Raw genomic sequence first — 17392 nt, 5'->3', positions numbered from 1 at the left:
CGTGGTCTTCGCCAGCGGTTACCCGAACGACATGGCCGTCGAACCCCCGAACCCGACCAGCGTCACCAAGGCGATCGTCACGGTCGCGCGGGAACGATACCGGTCGACGCTGCGCGATTTTCTGACCAGCGAGGCGTCGGGTGGGATGATCCTGATCGTCGCCGCCGCGCTCGCGATGATCGTCGCCAACGTGCCCGGGCTGGCCGACGATTATTTCCACCTGCTCCATGCGGAAACCGGACCGATCCTGTCGCCCGAGCTCGGGCCGATGACGGTCCATCTGTGGATCAACGACGGGTTGATGGCGCTGTTCTTCCTGCTCGTCGGGCTCGAGATCAAGCGCGAGATCGTCGACGGGCGGCTGGCGAGTGCCGAGCGGCGGCGGTTGCCGTTCATCGCCGCGGTCGCGGGGATGGCGGTGCCCGCGCTGGTCTATCTGGCGATCGCGGGGCACGACACGCGGCTGCAATCGGGCTGGGCGATCCCCGCGGCGACCGACATCGCGTTCGCGATCGCGGTGCTCGCGCTGCTCGGCAGCCGGGTGCCGTCGTCGCTCAAGCTGTTGTTAACGACGGTCGCGATCGTCGACGACATGGGTGCGGTCGCAATCATCGCGGTGGCGTACACCGCGAGCATCCACGTTGTGCCGTTGATGCTGGCGGGGGTGACGGTCGTGGCGCTGTATGTCCTCAACCGGCGCGGGGTGACGCGGTTGTGGCCGTATCTGGTCGGGTTCGGGTTCCTGTGGCTGTTCGTGCTGATGTCGGGAATCCACGCGACGATCGCAGGCGTGATCACCGCGCTGCTGATCCCGGTCAGGCCATCGCCCGGTACACCCGACAGTGAGGATTCGCCGCTCCACCGGCTCGAACACGCGCTTCACCCGATCAGCGCCTATGTCGTGGTGCCGCTGTTCGGGTTCGCCAATGCCGGCGTCGCGCTGGGCGGCACCAGCCTTGCCACGCTGCGCGACCCGCTGGTGCTCGGCATCGCCGCGGGGCTGTTCGTCGGCAAGCAGATCGGCATCTTCGGCGCGATCTGGGGCGCGACCAAGCTCGGCATCGCCAAACCGCCGCGCGGGGTGTCGTGGAGCCAGATCTACGGGCTGTCGCTGATCGCGGGGATCGGGTTCACGATGAGCCTGTTTATCGGCGGGCTTGCCTTCTCCGACCCCGTGATGGTCGACGCGGTGAAGATCGGGGTGCTGTCGGGGTCAATCCTGTCGGCGATCGCGGGGGTGGTCATACTCGTGCTGGCGAGCGGGCGCGGCAAGGCCGCGGCGTGATGCGCGCGTTTTATGCGCCGGCCCAGGCGCGCCACGCGCCGACGCAGGAGCTCCATAATGGCGGGTTCGCCGCCTACGCCGAGACCCCGGCGCGGGTCGATGCGGTGCTTGCCGCGATCGGCGCGACCGAGGAGCCGGAGGATCGCGGCGAGACGCCGATCCGCGCGGTCCACAGCGCGGCCTATGTCGACTTCCTGAAGGCCGCGCCGCGGCTGTGGCGCGAGGCGGGGCGGCAGGGCGATGCGATTCCCTATGCGTTTCCGATTCGGGGGCGGCGACCGCTGGCGCTGTCGCGGATCGATGCGTTGCTGGGCGCGCATGCGTTCGACGCGACGACTCCGATCACGCCCGACAGCTGGGCCGCGGTCTATGCCAGCGCGCAATCGGCGCTGGCGGCGACGCATGCGGTGCTGGCGGGGGAGCGCGCCGCGTTCGCGCTGTGCCGGCCACCGGGCCACCACGCAGGCGCGGATTATTGCGGCGGATACTGCCACCTGAACCATGCCGCGATCGCGGCGCAGGCGGCGCGCGATGCGGGAATCGGGCGGGTCGCAATCCTCGACATCGACTATCACCACGGCAACGGGACGCAGGACATCTTCTGGGAACGCGGCGACGTGTTCTACGCCTCAATCCACGCCGATCCCGCGACCGATTATCCGTTCTATTGGGGCCATGCCGACGAGACCGGCGCGGGCGACGGGGCGGGCGCAACGCTCAACCTGCCGCTGCCGCAGGGCACGACGATCGACGCGTTCCGCGCGGCGCAGGCCGCCGCGCTCGACGCGATCGCGCGGTTCGCGCCGGGCCTGCTGATCGTGAGCTTCGGCGCCGACACCTGGGCGGGCGACCCGATTTCGGCGTTCGCGCTCCAGACCGCGGATTACACCACGCTCGCGCGCGACATCGCGGCGCGTGGCTGGCCGACCGTGGTACTGCTCGAGGGCGGCTATGCGGTCGCCGCACTGGGCGACAACGTCGCGCGCTTCCTTGCCGGATTCTAGCGGGCCGGGTTCCGACGGCCACGCACGGGGATCGGCGGACTATCGGCGGTTGACGCTGGCGATGCTGTTCGCGGGATTTTCGACGTTTTCGCTGCTCTATGCGGTCCAGCCATTGTTGCCGTTGCTCGCCGCCCAATACCGGCTGAGCGCGGAGGCGGCGTCGCTCGCGGTCAGCCTGGCGACGGGGCCGCTGGCGATCGGCATCCTGCTGGCGGGGTTCGTGTCCGACCGTGTCGGGCGGCGACCGTTGATGGTGGCGGCGATGATCGCGGCGGGCGCGCTGTCGACCGCGGCGGCGCTCGCCCCGGGATGGTACGCGCTGCTCGGGCTGCGGCTGCTGACCGGGATCGCACTCGCGGGCGTGCCCGCGGTGGCGATGGCCTATGTCGCGGAGGAGGTCGACGCCGCCTCGGTCGGCGCGGCGATGGGGCTGTATATCGCGGGCAGCGCCTTGGGCGGGATGGGCGGGCGGCTGATCGCGAGCCTGATCGCGGATGTCGCGGGGTGGCGCTGGGCGCTCGGCGGGGTCGGGGTCGCGGGGCTGGCGATGGCGGAGGCGTTTCGCCGCCTCGCGCCGCCGTCACGCCGCTTCGTCGCAAGCGCGGGGCGGATCGGCGATTTGACGCGCGCGGCGGCGACGCTGTTCGGCGACCGCGCGATGCGGCTGTTGTTCGCGGAGGCGTTCCTGCTGATGGGGGTGTTCGTCACGGTGTATAATTATGCAGGGTTCCGGCTGCTCGGCCCGCCCTATTCATTGAGCCAGGCGGCGGTGGGGCTGGTGTTCCTGCTGTATATCCTGGGGTCGATCAGTTCGGCGTGGTTCGGATCGCTGGCGGGCAGGATAGGGCGGCGGCGGGTGTTCTGGATCCCGGTCGTGCTGCTGATCGCGGGCGTCGCGCTGACCGCCGCCGTGCCGTTGGCACTAGTGATCGGCGGGATCGCTATGACGACGGTGGGGTTCTTCGGCGCGCATTCGATCGCGAGCGCATGGGTCGGGCGCCGCGCGCTGGCCAATCGCGGGCAGGCGGCGGCATTCTATCTGTTCTTCTATTATCTGGGATCGAGCGTGCTGGGGTCGGCGGGCGGGGTCGCATGGACCCGCGCCGGGTGGCCGGGGGTCGCGGGATTTTGCCTGGTCTTGTCGGTCGCGGCGCTGGTCATCGGGATCATGCTGTTCCGGGTGCCGCCGCTGGCGGTGAATGATCCGCCGCCGGGGTTGGAGGCGTAAGCGCGCAATGTCTGCGGCGTGGCGACACGGATCGATGGTGAATTGCGCTGGGTCGTCTATCCGGATGCGCGCGATATATTCGTCGGGTGTGAGGCCGCGGGGCAGCGTCAATCGGCGACCGTCATTCCCACCATCCATGGCGGTTGTGCGGACGACTATCATGCAAGACCAAACACCTAGGCCGCCATCGCTCGTCGTGGCTCCTCGTCGTCGTTGTCTGCCGCTCGCTCGGTCCGAACGGGCCTCGTTCGCACCGCACGTGGTCGTCGTACCACCCGCCGCCACGCCGCGCCGACCCGCGCCCACGCCGCACCGATTCGCACCGACGTCGCGACCAGCACGACGCCCATCGCGACATCGAGCAGCGACGCCGCGTCGACCATTACCAACCACGACAACGCCTCGGGGGATGCCATCGACAGCAGTCGCACGGCCTCCTCGCCGATCAGCCAGACCACCCCGACGACCGTCGCGACGAGCAACGCCGTCAGCAGCACGTGCCCGCGCGTGATCCGGTTTAGAAATTGCGCCGGCATCTCGACGAACCCGCGCCACAACGCCCGACCGACCGGCGTCTCGGGGGCAACCGCCATCACCAGCCACAACATCACCAGCGTCGCCACCATCTTCACCTCCCCTGCCGAAACATTCGCGAGTGACATATGGCGCCGCCGCCGCGCCGTACCAAGTCGCGCTACACCCGCACCGCGCAGTGAACGGCCGCGGTGGCCGAACGCGAAAAACCCCGGCGGCATCGCTGCCGCCGGGGTCCTCCACGCCCTTCCGTCCAGCGGAAGCGTGTCGTCGGCGCCGTCACCCTCGTCCGGGGGGCGGTGCCGGCACCGACACCGGGATTACTGAAGCAGCTTCAGTACGCCCTGCTGGCTCTGGTTCGCCTGGGCGAGCATGGCGGTCGAGGCCTGGCTCAGGATCGACGCCTTGGCGAGCGCGGTCGATTCGGCCGAGAAATCGGCGTCTTCGATGCGGCTGCGCGCGTCGGACAGGTTGGTCGAGTTCGAGGTCAGGTTGTTGACCGCCGACTGCAGCTGGTTCTGCGAGGCACCCAGGCCTGCACGGGTCGTGTTCACCGTCTTCAGCGCATCGTCGATCGTCGCGATCGCTGCCGAACCACCCGTCGTCAGATCGACAGCCGTTGCGGCCGTGATAGTGGTGTCGGTCGTCAGCGTGCTGAGCGTCAGGTCGACCGTGTCGCTCGCATTCGCACCCGCCTGGATCGTGACGACACCCGAGGTCCCGGCGCTGCCGTCGAACAGCGTGCTGCCGTTGAACTGCGTGTTGGCGAGCGTGCTGGTGATCTGGGTCGTCAGCGCGGTGACTTCCGACTGGATGTTCGTCTTGTCGTCGGCGCTATAGGTGCCGCTCGATGCCTGGACGGCAAGTTCGCGAACGCGCTGCAGCATGTTGGTGACTTCGCCCAGCGCGCCTTCGGCGGTCTGCGCCATCGAGATGCCGTCGTTGGCATTGCGGATGCCCTGGTTCATGCCGCGGATCTGCGAGGTCATGGTGTTCGAGATCGCGAGGCCGGCCGCGTCGTCCTTGGCCGAATTGATCCGCTTGCCGGTCGACAGCCGCTCCATCGCGGTCTGCTGCATCATGCTGGCAGAGTTGGATGCGGTTGCGGCGCGGAGCGCCGAGATGTTCGAAGCGATAACAGTCATGGGTCTATCTCCATTAAGTCCGGCGTTTCCCCGCCGCCCCCAGAGCGGAGGGCCGAGCCGCCAAAGGGGGTAACGGCTGCGGCGCACGGGACTTAAGCGGAAAAAAACGACGCACCGCTGCGCCCAGCTGTTTCCCCAGTTCCCGGCTGTTTCACTAGTCATAGCCGCGCGCGCGCGATGCGCGGGCCACGCCCCCGGAAATAACTTGCCGGAGCGCGGCATATTTAACGCCGCGTTTACCAACGCTGCCCCATTCGCGGTTTGTCCAAGGGGAATTTGCATGCGTTCGATCTTTCCGTCCGCCGCCATCACCAAGCGCAAATACGCTCTGATCTCGAGCCTGCGTGCGCAGGGTTTCGGGGTCGGGACGATGGAGGGCACGCAACCGACCTCGAACGACCTGTTCCTCGTCGCCGAAGGCGAAACCCCGCCCGCGCCCGCGCGCACCGTCGTGATCGGCGAGGAGGGTCGCCACGTGATCCCCTCGCGCGACGGCAATCCCGCGCGGATCGCCTTCGAGGGTAGCGACACCGCGGTCGGCTATGCCTTCGCGCGCGCGCTGATCGCCGGACCCGACACTCCCACCGCCGCCGACCCCGAAAGCCTCGCGCTGCTCGCGCTCGCCGACCGGGTCGCGCAGGCCGACATCACCGTCCTCATCAACGGCCCGACCGGCACCGGCAAGGAAGTCCTCGCCCGCGCGATCCACCACGGCTCGCCGCGCCGCGACGGCCCGTTCATCGCGATCAACTGCGCCGCGCTGCCCGAAACCATGCTCGAAGCGATGCTGTTCGGCCACCAGAAGGGCGCCTTCACCGGCGCGTCGTCGGGCGGCGAGGGCTTCTTCCGCGCCGCCGATGGCGGCACCATCCTGCTCGACGAGATCGCCGAGATGCCGCTGACGCTGCAGTCGAAATTGCTCCGCGTCCTCCAGGAACGCGAGGTCGTGCCGATTGGCGCGACCGCCGCGCAGGCCATCGACGTCCGCGTCATCGCCTGCGCCAACCGCGATCTCCAGGACGAAGTCGCCGCGGGCCGCTTCCGCGCCGATCTCTATTACCGGCTCGCGGTCTTCCCGCTCGCCACCAAATCGCTCAGCGAACGCCCGCAGGACATTCCGGCGCTCGCCGCGACGATGATCCTGCGCCACGCGGGCAACCGGTCGACGATCCCGTGGCCGACCCCTGCAGCGATCGACGAACTGATCCGCCACGATTGGCCGGGCAACGTCCGCGAGCTCGAAAACGTGATCCAGCGCGCGTTGCTGTTCGCGGCCGGCGACACCATCGAACCGAGCCACATCCTGTTCGATCGCCCGGTCCGCTTCACCTTCGACCGCGCCGCACCCGCGCCGGTCGTGGCGCAGCCAACCATACCCGCGACGCTCGACAACGTCGTCCAGCTGAGCGAATTCCATGCCATCCGCGAAACGTTGAAGGCGTGCGGCGGCAGCCGGATCGAAACCGCGCGGCGGCTCGGCATTTCCGAACGCACGCTGCGCTATCGTCTCGCCAAGGCGCGTGAGCAGGGCGAGGAACTCGCGCCTATGCCTAGCTGGAGTGCGCAGGCATGAGCGCCATCGGCGGGATCGGCGGCGCCCCGGCGCTCGGCGGGATCGATCGGGTGATGGCGCTGCGCGCGCAGATCCTCGAAAAGAATCAGGCGCTCGCGCGGGCCGGGGCCAGCGGCCCCGCCGCCCCAGCGACCGGGGCGACCGAAACGAAGCCGACCAGCTTCGCCGACACCCTCGATACGGCGCTGAAAAGCGTCAACGAAACGCAGGACCAGGCCGCCAAGCTCTCAGAAAGCTACGAACGCGGCGAAACCGTCGACATCGCCAAGGTGATGCTGTCGCGCCAGCAGGCGTCGGTCAGCTTCGAGGCGACGTTGCAGGTCCGCAACAAACTCCTGTCCGCCTACAAGGACATTATGAGCATGCCGGTATAATCTGAGATGACCACCGCCCTCACCACCACGCCCGCGTTCGTCCCAGAGCGTTTCGCCAACCCGCTCCAGCAGATCAGGGGGGTGATGGCGCAGCCCGCGGTTCGCCGTTCGCTGCCGATGGCGCTGATGATCGCGCTGATCGGCGCCGCCGCGCTCGCGTGGATGGCGCTGTCGACGCCGACGCAGAAGACGCTGTTCACCAGCCTGCCCGATGCCGACAAGGCCGCCGTCACCGGCGCACTCGATCAGGCCAGCATCAAGAGCCATATCGATCAGGGCACCGGCGCCTTGACCGTCGGCGAGGACGATTATGCGAAGGCGCGGATGCTGCTCGCGGGCCAGGGCCTGCCCAAGGCCGCGCCCGGCGGCTATGCGATCCTCGATCAACTGCCGATGGGCGTCAGCCGCGCGGTCGAGGGCGAACGCCTCCGCCAGGCACGCGAAAGCGAACTTGCCAAATCGATCGAGGAACTCGACTCGATCGCCGAAGCGCGCGTCCACCTTGCGATGCCCGAATCCAGCGTGTTCGTCCGTGACAATGCCAGCCCCTCGGCGTCGGTCATCGTCAAGCTACAGGGCGGCCGATCGCTCGGCGAATCGCAGGTCTCGTCGATCGTCAACCTCGTCGCGAGTTCGGTGCCCGGAATGAAGCCCGAAAGCGTCACGATCGTCGATCAACTCGGCGCGTTGCTGTCGAAGCCCGGCGGCGCGGGCGATCCCGCGGGCGACCAGCGGCTCGAGGTGCAGCGCAAGGTCGAGGACAAATACCGCCAGCAGCTGATCCAGCTGCTGACCCCGCTCGTCGGCGCAGGGAATTTCACCGCAGAGGTTCAGGCCGACGTCAATCTCGACGAGACCCAGGCAACCCGCGAAAGCTACGACAAGGACGGTGTGCTGCGCGCCGAAACCGGCAATTGGACCGGGAACCAGGCGACCCCCAACGCCGCGCCCGGCGGGATTCCCGGCGTGCTGAGCAACACCCCCCCGCCCGCGAGCACGCTGCAGACCCCGCAAGCCGCCAACGGTGCGAGCGGATCGCCCGCCGCAAGGGCCGCCGCGCCCGATCCGATGAAGCAATCCGACCAGTTTCAACGCGCCTACGACCTCGGTCGCGAAGTATCGGTGACGCGCAACGCGCCCGGCGCGATCAAGCGGCTGTCGGTCGCGGTGCTGCTCCGCGATCCCGACAAGACCCGCCGAACCCAGATGGAGATCAACCAGATCACCGATCTGGTAAAAAGCACGGTCGGGTTCGACCAGACTCGCAACGACAACGTCACCGTGATCAGCCGCAAATTCGCGGCCAACGACCTTGCCGCCGCGGCCGGTCCCGCCTGGTACGACAATGCCTGGCTGCCGGTGCTGGCGCGCAACGCGACCGCGATCCTGATCGCGCTGCTCGTGCTGTTGCTCGGTGTGCGCCCGCTCGCCAAGGCGCTGATGAAGAAGCGCGACGAAGCCCCGCGTGCCGCGCTCGCCGGGCTCGAAGGCCCGGCCGCCTCCGCCGATGGCGTCGCGGGCCCGGTCAGCCTGGACCAGCTCGAATCGACCCGCGGCTACGACCAGCGGATCGGCGCGGTCCGCGGCTTCACGCGCGACAATCCGACTCGCGCCGCGCTCGCGGTGCGCGACATGATCAAGGCCGACGCGAAGTGACCGCGGCCACCGCGATCCGCACCTATACCGGCGTCGAACGCGCCGCGGTGCTGATGATGCTGGTCGGCGAGGAGGAAGCCGCGGCGATCCTCCAAAAGCTCGACCCCGACGAGGTGCGCGAACTCGGCAAGGCGATGTTCGCGGTCGCCGACGTCAGCGAACACGAAGTCGAGGACGTGCTCGACGATTTCGTCGGTCACGCCCGCACCCGCACCGCGATCGGGTTCGACCCGCGCCCCAAGATCGAAGCGGTGATGAATCGCGCGCTCGGCCCCGAAAAGGCCGAAAGCGTCCTCGCCCGGATCACGCCGGTAGAGGCGGCGTGCGAACTGGAAATGCTCGGCTGGCTCGATGCGACCGAGATTGCTGCGATGGTCGAAAAGGAACATCCGCAGATCGCCGCGGTGATCATCGCAAACCTCGATCCCGGCGTCGGGGGCCGCGTGCTCGAACTGCTGCCCGAGGCGGTTCAGCCCGATATCCTCCACCGCATCGCGCGGCTAGGCCCGATCACGCCGGAGGCGGTCGAAACGCTCCAGAGCGTGCTCGCGCACCGCACCGCATCGACCAAGAGCGGCGTGTCGCTCGGCGGTACCCGCGAAGCGGCGAAAATCCTGTCGGGCGCGCGCAAGGCGACCGAACAACGCGTCATGCCCAAATTGTTCAAGATCGACCGCGACGTCGCCAAGGCGATCGAGGAGGCGCTGTTCGTCTTCGATAACCTCTTGGAGATGGACGACAAGAATCTGGGCGCGCTCGTCCGCAACATCGACGGCGAAATCCTGTGCAAGGCGCTCAAGGGCGTCGACGAAGCGGTGCGCGAGCGCTTCTTCGGCTGCATGTCGGCGCGCGCCGCCGACGGCATCCGCGACGAGATGGAGGCGCGCGGGCCGATGCGGCTCGCCGATGTGCTCGAGGCGCAAAAGGCGATGATCGCGATCGCACGGGGCCTCGCCAAGGACGGCACGATCATGATGGGTTCGGGCGAAGACGATTATGTCTGATGCGTCTTCGGGGTTCACTGCCGGATATGCAGGACGGCATGCCGCCGCGGCCGACGTGTTGCAGGCCGCATTCGCGCCGCCATTGGGCTTCGCACCCCGCGACCCGCGCGCGCGCGCGCATGGCGGAAACGGCGGCAAGCCGCGCCATTTCAGCCCCGCCAACCCCGCCACCAATCCGACCGAGGGCTGGAACCCGCTCGACCCCGACGCGGGCTCCACCGAATTCGTCGATCCCGTCGAGGCCGCACGCGCCGCGGGGTACGCCGAGGGACTGGCAGACGCCGCGCTCGCCGCGGGCGCGGGCGAATCGCGCGATCAACAGCTGCTCGCCGAACTCGCCGCCGCGTTGCAGGCCGGCAGCCAACTCGATCGCGAACGGATGGCGCGCAAATTGCGCCAGACGGTGTTGTTCCTCGTGACCAAATTGGTCGGCGAGGCCGGGATTTCGCCCGAGCTGCTCGCCGGGCGGGTCGAATCCGCCGCCGAACTGCTCGCGGACGCCGCCGAATCGGCGTTGCTCCGGCTCCACCCTGACGATGTCGTGCTGGTCGAGGGAAAACTGCCCAAGACCGTCTTTGCCGCGAGCGATTCCGCCCTAGCGCGTGGCAGCTTCGTCCTCGAAAGCGCCTCGACCGTCGTCGAGGACGGCCCCGAATTGTGGCTCGAACAGCTCGCGCAGGCGATCGACCGCGTGCCCGTGCCCCCGCTATGCTGAACCGCTTCACCACCGATTATCTCGACACCCTGGGGCGCGCCGATTTCCGGCCCGTCGCCAGGGTCGCGGGTCGCCTCGCCTCCTATGACGGGCTGCTGATGGAGGCGGTCGGGCTGTCGCTGCCGGTCGGCACCGTCTGCCAGGTCGGCGAATCGCACGGCCGAACGGTCGAGGCGGAGGTCATCGGCTTCCGCAACGGCCGCACGCTGATGATGAATCTCGGTGGCCCCGCCGCGCTTCTGCCGCAGGCGCCGGTCCGGCCGATCGGCGCACCCGGCCAGGCGGAGGTCGGCGCGGCGTTGCTCGGGCGTGTCGTCGATGGCGCGGGCAAGCCGATCGACGGCCTCGGCCCGATCCGCGGCGCAGGCCACTGGCCGCTGGCGGGTCATATCCAATCGCCGCTCGATCGCGGGCGCGTCCGCGAACCGATGGATGTCGGGGTGCGCGCGATCAACGGACTCCTGACCGTCGGCCAGGGCCAGCGCGTCGGGATCATGGCGGGATCGGGGGTCGGCAAATCGGTGCTGCTCGGCATGATCGTCCGCGCGGCGCAAGCCGATGTCGTGGTCATCGGACTGATCGGCGAACGCTCCAGAGAAGTCGCCGACTTCCTCGAAACCAAGGTCGCGGGCGAAGCGCGCGCGCGCTCGGTCGTCGTCGCGGTCCCCGCCAATCATTCCCCCGTCCTGCGCATCCGCGGCGCACTGCGCGCGACCGCGATCGCCGAGGCGTTCCGCGCCGAGGGCAAGAAAGTGCTGCTGATCATGGACTCGCTGACCCGCGTCGCACATGCGGGGCGCGAAATCGGTCTGGCGCTCGGCGAATCCGCCAGCGCGCGCGGCTATCCGCCGTCGGCGATCGCGATGCTCCCCAATCTCATCGAGCGCGCGGGCACCTGCGTGTCGAGTGGCGGATCGATCACCGCGATCTACACCGTGCTCGCCGATGGCGACGACGGCAACGACCCCGTCGTCGATTCGGCGCGGTCGATCCTCGACGGGCATATCGTCCTCAACCGTGCGCTTGCCGAACGCGGCGTCTATCCGGCGATCGACATCGGCCCCTCGGTCAGCCGGGTGATGACCGATATCGTTGGTCCCGATCATATCGCCGCGTCGCGGGTGCTGCGCCGCCATCTGGCGACTTACGAAGAGAATCGCGACCTCGTGCTGATGGGCGCGTATCGCCCCGGCGCGGACCCCGCGATCGATACCGCGATCGCGTGCCACGACGCGATCATGGCATATATCCGCCAAGACGCCGACGAGACCGTCAGCCTGACCGACGCGGTCACCGAGCTTACCGGCGTGTTCGGCGAGGGCTGAGGTGGCGCGCAACCGCCAGACGCTCGACCGGATCCACCGCGTCCGCACGATCCAGCTGAACCTCTCCCGCGCCGACGAGGCACAAGCGCGCGACCGCGCCGCGAGCGAGGCCGCGCTCAGCGCCCGGATCACCGCGCTGGCAGAGGCGATCGCGCCGACCCGGACCGCAGCGGCTGGCTTCTCGCTCACCGCGGCGGCGCATTATCGCGATCGGCTCCACCAGTCCGCCAGCGCCGCCCAGACCCGCCTCGAAGCCGCCGATCATCGCGCCACCGTCGCGGGCGAGGCGACCCGCGCCGCGCGTCGCGACCAGAGCGCGGTCGAAAAGCTGCTCGCGCGCGTCGAGGCCGACGACGTGCTGAAGGAGGTCCGCGCACTCGAAGCCGCACCCGCGTTTCGGAAAAACCGGCACGATCCTTGCTAATCGATCAGTAAACCCTTCGCCGAGATCGACCCCTTATGATTCTTTCGACCAGTTTCGCGACCACCACCGCCAGCCCGCTTGCGATCGCGATCGGCACCGGTTCGCCCGATGCGCCGCCCGTTTTCGGCGCGCTGCTGTGGGAAGCGGTCGGCGCAACGACGGTCGCGGCGGGTGCCACACCCCCAGTGCCCGGCCTCACCCTCACACCGCCACCGCTATCGCCCGACCGGCAAGCCGATGCCCTATCCGGCACGCCATTGCCGCCCGTTCCCGATCAATCACCTCTCGCACCGACCATCGCATGGCGGTCGTCGGCCGCTCCCGTGGCGGTCGTCACGTCAAAAGCAGCCTCGGTGACCAGCCCGGTCGAGCTGCCAACCCCGGCGAAGGACATCGCCAAACCGGTCTCGCCATTTGCAGCGCGCCGCGCCTCGCTCGCGCCGACGGTATCGCCGACCGTTCGCGGCGACACCGCGGTGAATTCGCCGATCGATTCGGATGCCGACGAGGCTCTGGCGGACGATACCGCCGAACCCGATCCCGACCAGGCGAACTTTACGCCGCCCGTGGCGCTTGCCGTGCTCGGTCCACCGACGACAGAACCGTCGCCGCGCATCGAGGGAAAGACGCCACCCGCGCCCGTCTTGGCGACCTTATCGACGACCGACGACGCCGCACCCGTTATTCGGTCGAGCGACACCGCTACACTCGAACGCCCGCTATCCGCTCCCCTGACCACCCCGCAGATCACGGCAGGGGCCATGCCACCGGACGCCGCTCGAACCGCGACGCCGCGGCCAGCCGCCGTGGTTGCTCCGCAACCGGTGCCGACCGGTCTTGCTCGCGCGACCACGCCGCCGTCGATCACGGCGACGAACACCACGGCCACGGTCGTCGCACCGGCCATCCGCGATTCGACCATCGCTTTTGCCCAAGCGCCGACCGATCGCGGCGATGGTCGCGCGGACAGCGTCGCGTTGCCCGCCGGTGTCGTGACCGCACCGACCGCGGCTGCACCGCCACTCGCGACCCTGCCGATCACCCAAGGCCCCGCGATGCAGGTGTTCGGGGCCGCGATCGCCGCCGCGCGCCGCAACGAGCGCGGCACAGCCGACAATCGCACGATCGATCCCGCCACGCTGCAGCCGGTCGCCGACGCCGCGCATCCCACGGTCGCCGCGACCGGTGGCGCGCAACAGGCACCACTCGACCTAAGCCAGGATCGCTGGCCCCACGCGATGATCGATCGGATCGAACATCTGCGCGATACCGCCGCCGCGGCCACCGCCAGCGCCGCCGACACCCGGATCCGCCTCATTCCCGACGCGCTCGGCACGATCGATGTTTCGATCACCCGCGATGGCGATTCGGTCGCGGTTCGGTTCCAGGCCGAACACGCTGGCACGCGCGCGCTGCTCCAGGATTCGCAGACGCGCCTCGCCGACATCGCCGAATCGCGCGGACTGCGGTTGTCGGGAAGCAGTGTCGACGCGGGCAGCGCCGGCACCGGCCAGCAGCAGCGCGCGCCCCAGCAGCAACCCACCCTTCCCAGCGCGCCCCGGCGCGCGCCCACCCGCAACTCCGCCACGGCCGACGATGCCGATGCGGGCCGCGTCGCGTAACCCAACGAGGAATCGACCATGAGCGAAGCCACCGACACCCCCGAACCCAAGAAGAAGGGCAAGATGAAGAAGCTGCTGGTCGGCGGCGTCGCGCTGTTGGTGCTGGTCGGCGGCGGGGTTGGCGCGGGGGTCTATGCCTCCAGCGCGGGGCTGATCGGCGGGCACGCCACCGCGGTCGATACCGGTCCCAAACTGGTGCCCAAGAGCGAGCAGAAGCGCGGCGGCGAGGGTGGCCACGGCGGCGAAGAAGCGCCCGCAGCCAAGGGCGCGTCGACGCCCAAGGGATCGGGCGGCGAAAAATACGCGTCCAACTATTACGCGATGGACAAGGATTTCACCGCCAACCTGCAGGAGTCGACGCACTTCATCCAGGTCGGGGTCGCGGTCTCGACACCCTACGACGAAACCGTCATCGAACATCTGAAAACCAACGATATCGCGGTGCGGTCCGCGATCCTGATGGCGCTCGGCGACACCACCGAGGACGAGGTGTTCACCAGCGACGGCAAGCATCATTTGCAGGCCCGGCTGGTCAAGGCGATCAACGCGACGCTCAAGGAAAAAGAGGGCTTCGGGGGCGTTAGTAACGTCTACTTTACCAATTTCGTTGTTCAGTGACGCCATGGTTAACACCGAGGCAACCACGAACGACGATCGCCGGGCGCGCAATCGTAGCCCTGCGTCGCATGCTGGCGGCCTCGGCACGACGAAACTGAACCCGTTCGGCGACCTTCATACCCTCCAGCACCTGTCCGCGCGGCTCGCGCGGAGCCTGCGCGGGGTGTTCGAACCGCTGCTCCGCCAGGAAGTGCGCGCCTGGGCCGAGCCGCTGGTGGTCCAGCGGTTCAGCGATTACCGCGCCGAACGCGCGGAGGGGCTGACCGCGTGGTTGCCGCTGACGATGGCCGCGCACGACAGCGTTGCGACCCCGTCGACCGCGCTATGCGTGCTCGACGGGCGGTTCGTGCTCGAAATGCTCGACATCTTCTTCGGCGGGACGGGCGCGACGCCGACCGCGATGCCGACCGAATTCTCGCCCGCCGCCGAAGCGATGGTGGTCCGCGTCGGCGGCACCATCGCCGCCCAGCTCCAGACCGCATGGGAACCGCTGACCCGGATCGATTTCGCGCCGACCCGCGTCGAGATCAACCCCGCGATGCTGCCGGTCGATGTCGAAGACGCGATGGTCGTTACCCGCTTCGGCTTGGCCGCGGGCAACGCCAAGCCGGTGTTCCTCGACCTGCTCTACCCGGTCCCCGCGCTCAAGCCGCATGGCGCGACGCTGATGGGCAAGGTGCTCGACAAGGCGGAGGCCGATCCGGTGTGGCGCACCGGGCTGACCCGCTCGGTGATGACCGTGAAATTCCCGGTGCGTTCGGTCCTCGCCGAACCCGTCGTGCCCTTGCAGATGCTGATGGATCTCAAGCCGGGCGACGTCATCCCGATCACGATCGCCGCCGACGTCCCCGTCGTCGTCGGCAACCATCGGTTGGGGTGCGGCACGGTCGGCACCTCGAACGGCTTTGCGGCCATCCGCCTCACCTCACTCGCGCATTTCGACGAAGGATTTCTCGCATGAACGACATGACCAGCGGGTTTCCGCCAGCGGCGGCCGCCGACCACATGGTCGCCGGCAATTTCCGGCTGCTGCAGGACGTCGACGTGAAACTGACCGTCGAAATCGGCTCGACCCAATTGTCGCTGCGCGAACTCCTCGCGCTCGGCGAAAGCTCGGTGATCGAGCTCGATCGCCAGGCGAACGAACTGCTCGACGTGTTCGTCAACGGCACGCTGATCGGGCGCGGCGAGGTGGTGACGGTCGGTGACCGGTTCGGCGTGCGCATGACCGAGCTGGTCAACCCCGACAAGCGCGCGGGCTGATCCGGATGCTCTGGACCTATATTCTCAAGCTTGTCGTCCTGCTGCCGCTGGTGTGCGGGCTGATGATCGGCTGCCTCTATCTCTGGCGCAAGCTGGAGACGCGGATGCCGGGTGGCGGCAAGCCGTCGACGCGGCTCGTCACGGTCAAGGAAACCATGATGATCTCGCCCGGCGTCCGCCTCGCGGTGCTCGATTTCGACGGCCGGCGGCTGCTCGTTTCGGTCGCTCGTGGCGGCGTCACGCTGGTCGACAAGACCGAGCAGGGATCGGTACAGTGAGCGTATCGGTGACGCGCAAGGGCTCGGGGCCTGCGCTGTTCAACTGTTCTACGGCGAAGGCGGGAGAACAGCCTGTATCCCCGCCCTCGCGGGGATACACATTGATGTGGATTCTCCTGGCGTTCCTGCTCGCGCTGGTGATCGCCGCGCCTGCCTTCGCGCAGGTCGCGCCGATCACGCCGTCGGCGCCCGGCGTTGGCGATGCGGTCGACCGCGCATTAGGCCAGCTCGGCGCCAGTGGTGCGGGGGGCGCGGCGAGCGGGACCGGTCAATCGGCCCCGCTCTCGCTCAGCCTGCAAGTCCTCATCATCATGGGGTTGCTGACGATCCTGCCGGGCATCCTGCTCATGATGACCAGCTTCACCCGGATCATCATCGTGCTGGCGATACTCCGCCAGGCGCTGGGATTGCAGCAAAGCCCCCCCAACCAGGTACTGATCGGGCTCGCGCTGTTCCTGTCGCTGTTCGTGATGGCCCCGACGATCAACCAGATGAACACCGAGGCGATCCAGCCCTATGCCACGGGCCAGATCGCGGGGACGCAGATGATCCAGGCCGCGGGCGCGCCGCTCCACGATTTCATGACCAAACAGACCCGCAAGAAAGACCTGACGATGTTCGCCCAGCTCGCGAAGTCGGGGCCGTATCAGAGCGCCAAGGACATCCCCTTTTCGGTGCTGCTGCCCGCGTTCGTCACCAGCGAGCTCAAGACCGCTTTCCAGATCGGGTTCCTCGTCTTCCTGCCCTTCATCGTCATCGATCTCGTCGTCGCGACGGTGTTGATGAGTCTCGGCATGATGATGCTCTCGCCGACGATCATCTCGCTCCCGTTCAAACTGCTGCTGTTCGTCCTCGTCGACGGCTGGGCGCTGACCATGGGCAGCCTCGCGAACAGCTTCGCGACATAGCAATGACCGCACCCCGCTCCGTTCGTCCTGAGGTTGTCGAAGGACGTGTCCCACCTGTTTCGCCCGGTTGCACATGCTTCGACAAGCTCAGCACGAACGGGTTCGGGAATCGTATCTGACATGGACGCCGATTATTTCCTCACCATCGCCAACCAGACGATGTGGGTGCTGGCGCTCGCCGCCGCGCCGATCCTGATCCCCGCGCTGCTCGCGGGGCTGATCCTCGGCATGGTCCAGGCCGCGACCTCGATCAACGAACAAACGCTGTCGTTCGTCCCCAAGCTGATCGTCGTCGCCTTCTCGATCATGATCTTCGGCGGGCTGATCCTTGGGCTGCTGAGCGATTTCACGATCGGCATGTTCGACCGTATTCCGGATTTGGTGAAATGAGGCGCAGAGCGCGAGAGCGCGTATGCTGCGCGCCACGCGATCAAGC

Annotated in this window: 19 protein-coding genes; 17 read left to right on the top strand and 2 right to left on the bottom strand. The window is 68.2% G+C overall.

The window, feature by feature from the left end; translation table 11 throughout:
- The first annotated feature begins 31 nt into the window (after window positions 1–31).
- Genes nhaA through EAH84_RS01095 form a run of 3 tightly spaced genes read left to right on the top strand, consistent with a single transcriptional unit; the run spans window position 32 to window position 3517 of the window.
- Window positions 32–1285: a Na+/H+ antiporter NhaA gene (gene nhaA, locus EAH84_RS01105; protein ID WP_140866405.1), complete on the top strand. Its 1254-nt coding sequence runs from the start codon at window positions 32–34 to the stop codon at window positions 1283–1285.
- Window positions 1285–2289: a histone deacetylase family protein gene (locus EAH84_RS01100; protein ID WP_140866402.1), complete on the top strand. Its 1005-nt coding sequence runs from the start codon at window positions 1285–1287 to the stop codon at window positions 2287–2289. Before nhaA ends, EAH84_RS01100 begins: the two co-directional genes overlap by 1 nt.
- On the top strand, window positions 2276–3517 hold the full coding sequence (locus EAH84_RS01095) for an MFS transporter (protein WP_241656391.1): 1242 nt from the start codon (window positions 2276–2278) through the stop codon (window positions 3515–3517). The genes EAH84_RS01100 and EAH84_RS01095 overlap by 14 nt, the downstream gene beginning before the upstream one ends.
- 176 nt (window positions 3518–3693) lie before the next feature.
- On the opposite strand, the gene EAH84_RS01090 is transcribed toward EAH84_RS01095, so the two are convergent.
- The gene (locus tag EAH84_RS01090; RefSeq protein WP_140866396.1) at window positions 3694–4179 is read right to left on the bottom strand and encodes a hypothetical protein; all 486 of its coding nucleotides are present in this window, start codon (window positions 4177–4179) and stop codon (window positions 3694–3696) included.
- A 192-nt stretch (window positions 4180–4371) separates the two neighbouring features.
- Window positions 4372–5196 (bottom strand): flagellin, encoded by an 825-nt coding sequence (locus EAH84_RS01085; protein WP_140866393.1) that lies wholly within the window; start codon window positions 5194–5196, stop codon window positions 4372–4374.
- A gap of 280 nt (window positions 5197–5476) precedes the next feature.
- On the opposite strand from EAH84_RS01085, the gene EAH84_RS01080 reads away from it, so the two are divergent.
- The 14 genes from EAH84_RS01080 (at window position 5477) to fliQ (ending at window position 17346) form a co-directional block, all read left to right on the top strand.
- A complete protein-coding gene (locus EAH84_RS01080) occupies window positions 5477–6769 on the top strand; it encodes a sigma-54 interaction domain-containing protein (RefSeq protein WP_140866391.1) in 1293 nt (430 codons plus the stop codon).
- Complete coding sequence (gene fliE / locus EAH84_RS01075; RefSeq protein ID WP_140866388.1) at window positions 6766–7143, top strand: flagellar hook-basal body complex protein FliE; 378 nt, start codon at window positions 6766–6768, stop codon at window positions 7141–7143. Before EAH84_RS01080 ends, fliE begins: the two co-directional genes overlap by 4 nt.
- A gap of 6 nt (window positions 7144–7149) precedes the next feature.
- The gene (gene fliF, locus EAH84_RS01070; protein ID WP_140866385.1) at window positions 7150–8799 is read left to right on the top strand and encodes a flagellar basal-body MS-ring/collar protein FliF; all 1650 of its coding nucleotides are present in this window, start codon (window positions 7150–7152) and stop codon (window positions 8797–8799) included.
- Window positions 8796–9803 (top strand): flagellar motor switch protein FliG, encoded by a 1008-nt coding sequence (gene fliG / locus EAH84_RS01065; protein WP_140866382.1) that lies wholly within the window; start codon window positions 8796–8798, stop codon window positions 9801–9803. Before fliF ends, fliG begins: the two co-directional genes overlap by 4 nt.
- On the top strand, window positions 9796–10518 hold the full coding sequence (locus EAH84_RS01060; protein ID WP_140866379.1) for a FliH/SctL family protein: 723 nt from the start codon (window positions 9796–9798) through the stop codon (window positions 10516–10518). Before fliG ends, EAH84_RS01060 begins: the two co-directional genes overlap by 8 nt.
- Window positions 10512–11843, top strand: a complete 1332-nt coding sequence (locus tag EAH84_RS01055) for a FliI/YscN family ATPase (RefSeq protein WP_140866376.1) — start codon at window positions 10512–10514, stop codon at window positions 11841–11843. The genes EAH84_RS01060 and EAH84_RS01055 overlap by 7 nt, the downstream gene beginning before the upstream one ends.
- 1 nt (window position 11844) lies before the next feature.
- Window positions 11845–12267 carry a hypothetical protein gene (locus tag EAH84_RS01050; RefSeq protein ID WP_140866373.1) on the top strand — a complete coding sequence of 141 codons (423 nt, stop codon included), beginning with the start codon at window positions 11845–11847 and terminating at the stop codon, window positions 12265–12267.
- A 35-nt stretch (window positions 12268–12302) separates the two neighbouring features.
- The gene (locus tag EAH84_RS01045; RefSeq protein ID WP_140866371.1) at window positions 12303–13889 is read left to right on the top strand and encodes a flagellar hook-length control protein FliK; all 1587 of its coding nucleotides are present in this window, start codon (window positions 12303–12305) and stop codon (window positions 13887–13889) included.
- 18 nt (window positions 13890–13907) lie between these two features.
- Window positions 13908–14507, top strand: coding sequence for a flagellar basal body-associated FliL family protein (locus EAH84_RS01040; protein ID WP_140866368.1), 600 nt, complete (start codon window positions 13908–13910; stop codon window positions 14505–14507).
- Window positions 14508–14511: 4 nt separating this feature from the next.
- Window positions 14512–15468: a flagellar motor switch protein FliM gene (locus tag EAH84_RS01035; protein ID WP_140866365.1), complete on the top strand. Its 957-nt coding sequence runs from the start codon at window positions 14512–14514 to the stop codon at window positions 15466–15468.
- Window positions 15465–15770: a flagellar motor switch protein FliN gene (fliN, locus tag EAH84_RS01030; protein WP_140866363.1), complete on the top strand. Its 306-nt coding sequence runs from the start codon at window positions 15465–15467 to the stop codon at window positions 15768–15770. The genes EAH84_RS01035 and fliN overlap by 4 nt, the downstream gene beginning before the upstream one ends.
- Before the next feature lie 5 nt (window positions 15771–15775).
- Window positions 15776–16048: a flagellar biosynthetic protein FliO gene (locus EAH84_RS01025; protein WP_140866360.1), complete on the top strand. Its 273-nt coding sequence runs from the start codon at window positions 15776–15778 to the stop codon at window positions 16046–16048.
- Window positions 16049–16152: 104 nt separating this feature from the next.
- Window positions 16153–16956, top strand: a complete 804-nt coding sequence (gene fliP / locus EAH84_RS01020; RefSeq protein WP_425326430.1) for a flagellar type III secretion system pore protein FliP — start codon at window positions 16153–16155, stop codon at window positions 16954–16956.
- 120 nt (window positions 16957–17076) lie between these two features.
- Window positions 17077–17346, top strand: a complete 270-nt coding sequence (gene fliQ / locus EAH84_RS01015) for a flagellar biosynthesis protein FliQ (RefSeq protein WP_140866354.1) — start codon at window positions 17077–17079, stop codon at window positions 17344–17346.
- Window positions 17347–17392: the final 46 nt, after the last annotated feature.

This window comes from Sphingomonas oligophenolica, from assembly GCF_006438955.1.
Taxonomy (GTDB): Bacteria; Pseudomonadota; Alphaproteobacteria; order Sphingomonadales; family Sphingomonadaceae; genus Sphingomonas; species Sphingomonas oligophenolica_A.
Note: the sequence above shows the minus strand (reverse complement) of the source record. Positions and strands in the feature narration are given on the sequence as shown.

What these genes read in the sequence shown, in the direction of transcription:
- nhaA (WP_140866405.1), top strand. Translation starts at nt 32, where the DNA reads ATGGCCGTCGAACCCCCGAACCCGACCAGCGTCACCAAGGCGATCGTC.
- EAH84_RS01100 (WP_140866402.1), top strand. Translation starts at nt 1,285, where the DNA reads ATGCGCGCGTTTTATGCGCCGGCCCAGGCGCGCCACGCGCCGACGCAG.
- EAH84_RS01090 (WP_140866396.1), bottom strand. Translation starts at nt 4,179, where the DNA reads ATGTCACTCGCGAATGTTTCGGCAGGGGAGGTGAAGATGGTGGCGACG.
- EAH84_RS01085 (WP_140866393.1), bottom strand. Translation starts at nt 5,196, where the DNA reads ATGACTGTTATCGCTTCGAACATCTCGGCGCTCCGCGCCGCAACCGCA.
- EAH84_RS01080 (WP_140866391.1), top strand. Translation starts at nt 5,477, where the DNA reads ATGCGTTCGATCTTTCCGTCCGCCGCCATCACCAAGCGCAAATACGCT.
- fliE (WP_140866388.1), top strand. Translation starts at nt 6,766, where the DNA reads ATGAGCGCCATCGGCGGGATCGGCGGCGCCCCGGCGCTCGGCGGGATC.
- fliF (WP_140866385.1), top strand. Translation starts at nt 7,150, where the DNA reads ATGACCACCGCCCTCACCACCACGCCCGCGTTCGTCCCAGAGCGTTTC.
- EAH84_RS01060 (WP_140866379.1), top strand. Translation starts at nt 9,796, where the DNA reads ATGTCTGATGCGTCTTCGGGGTTCACTGCCGGATATGCAGGACGGCAT.
- EAH84_RS01055 (WP_140866376.1), top strand. Translation starts at nt 10,512, where the DNA reads ATGCTGAACCGCTTCACCACCGATTATCTCGACACCCTGGGGCGCGCC.
- EAH84_RS01045 (WP_140866371.1), top strand. Translation starts at nt 12,303, where the DNA reads ATGATTCTTTCGACCAGTTTCGCGACCACCACCGCCAGCCCGCTTGCG.
- EAH84_RS01040 (WP_140866368.1), top strand. Translation starts at nt 13,908, where the DNA reads ATGAGCGAAGCCACCGACACCCCCGAACCCAAGAAGAAGGGCAAGATG.
- EAH84_RS01035 (WP_140866365.1), top strand. Translation starts at nt 14,512, where the DNA reads ATGGTTAACACCGAGGCAACCACGAACGACGATCGCCGGGCGCGCAAT.
- fliN (WP_140866363.1), top strand. Translation starts at nt 15,465, where the DNA reads ATGAACGACATGACCAGCGGGTTTCCGCCAGCGGCGGCCGCCGACCAC.
- EAH84_RS01025 (WP_140866360.1), top strand. Translation starts at nt 15,776, where the DNA reads ATGCTCTGGACCTATATTCTCAAGCTTGTCGTCCTGCTGCCGCTGGTG.
- fliP (WP_425326430.1), top strand. Translation starts at nt 16,153, where the DNA reads ATGTGGATTCTCCTGGCGTTCCTGCTCGCGCTGGTGATCGCCGCGCCT.
- fliQ (WP_140866354.1), top strand. Translation starts at nt 17,077, where the DNA reads ATGGACGCCGATTATTTCCTCACCATCGCCAACCAGACGATGTGGGTG.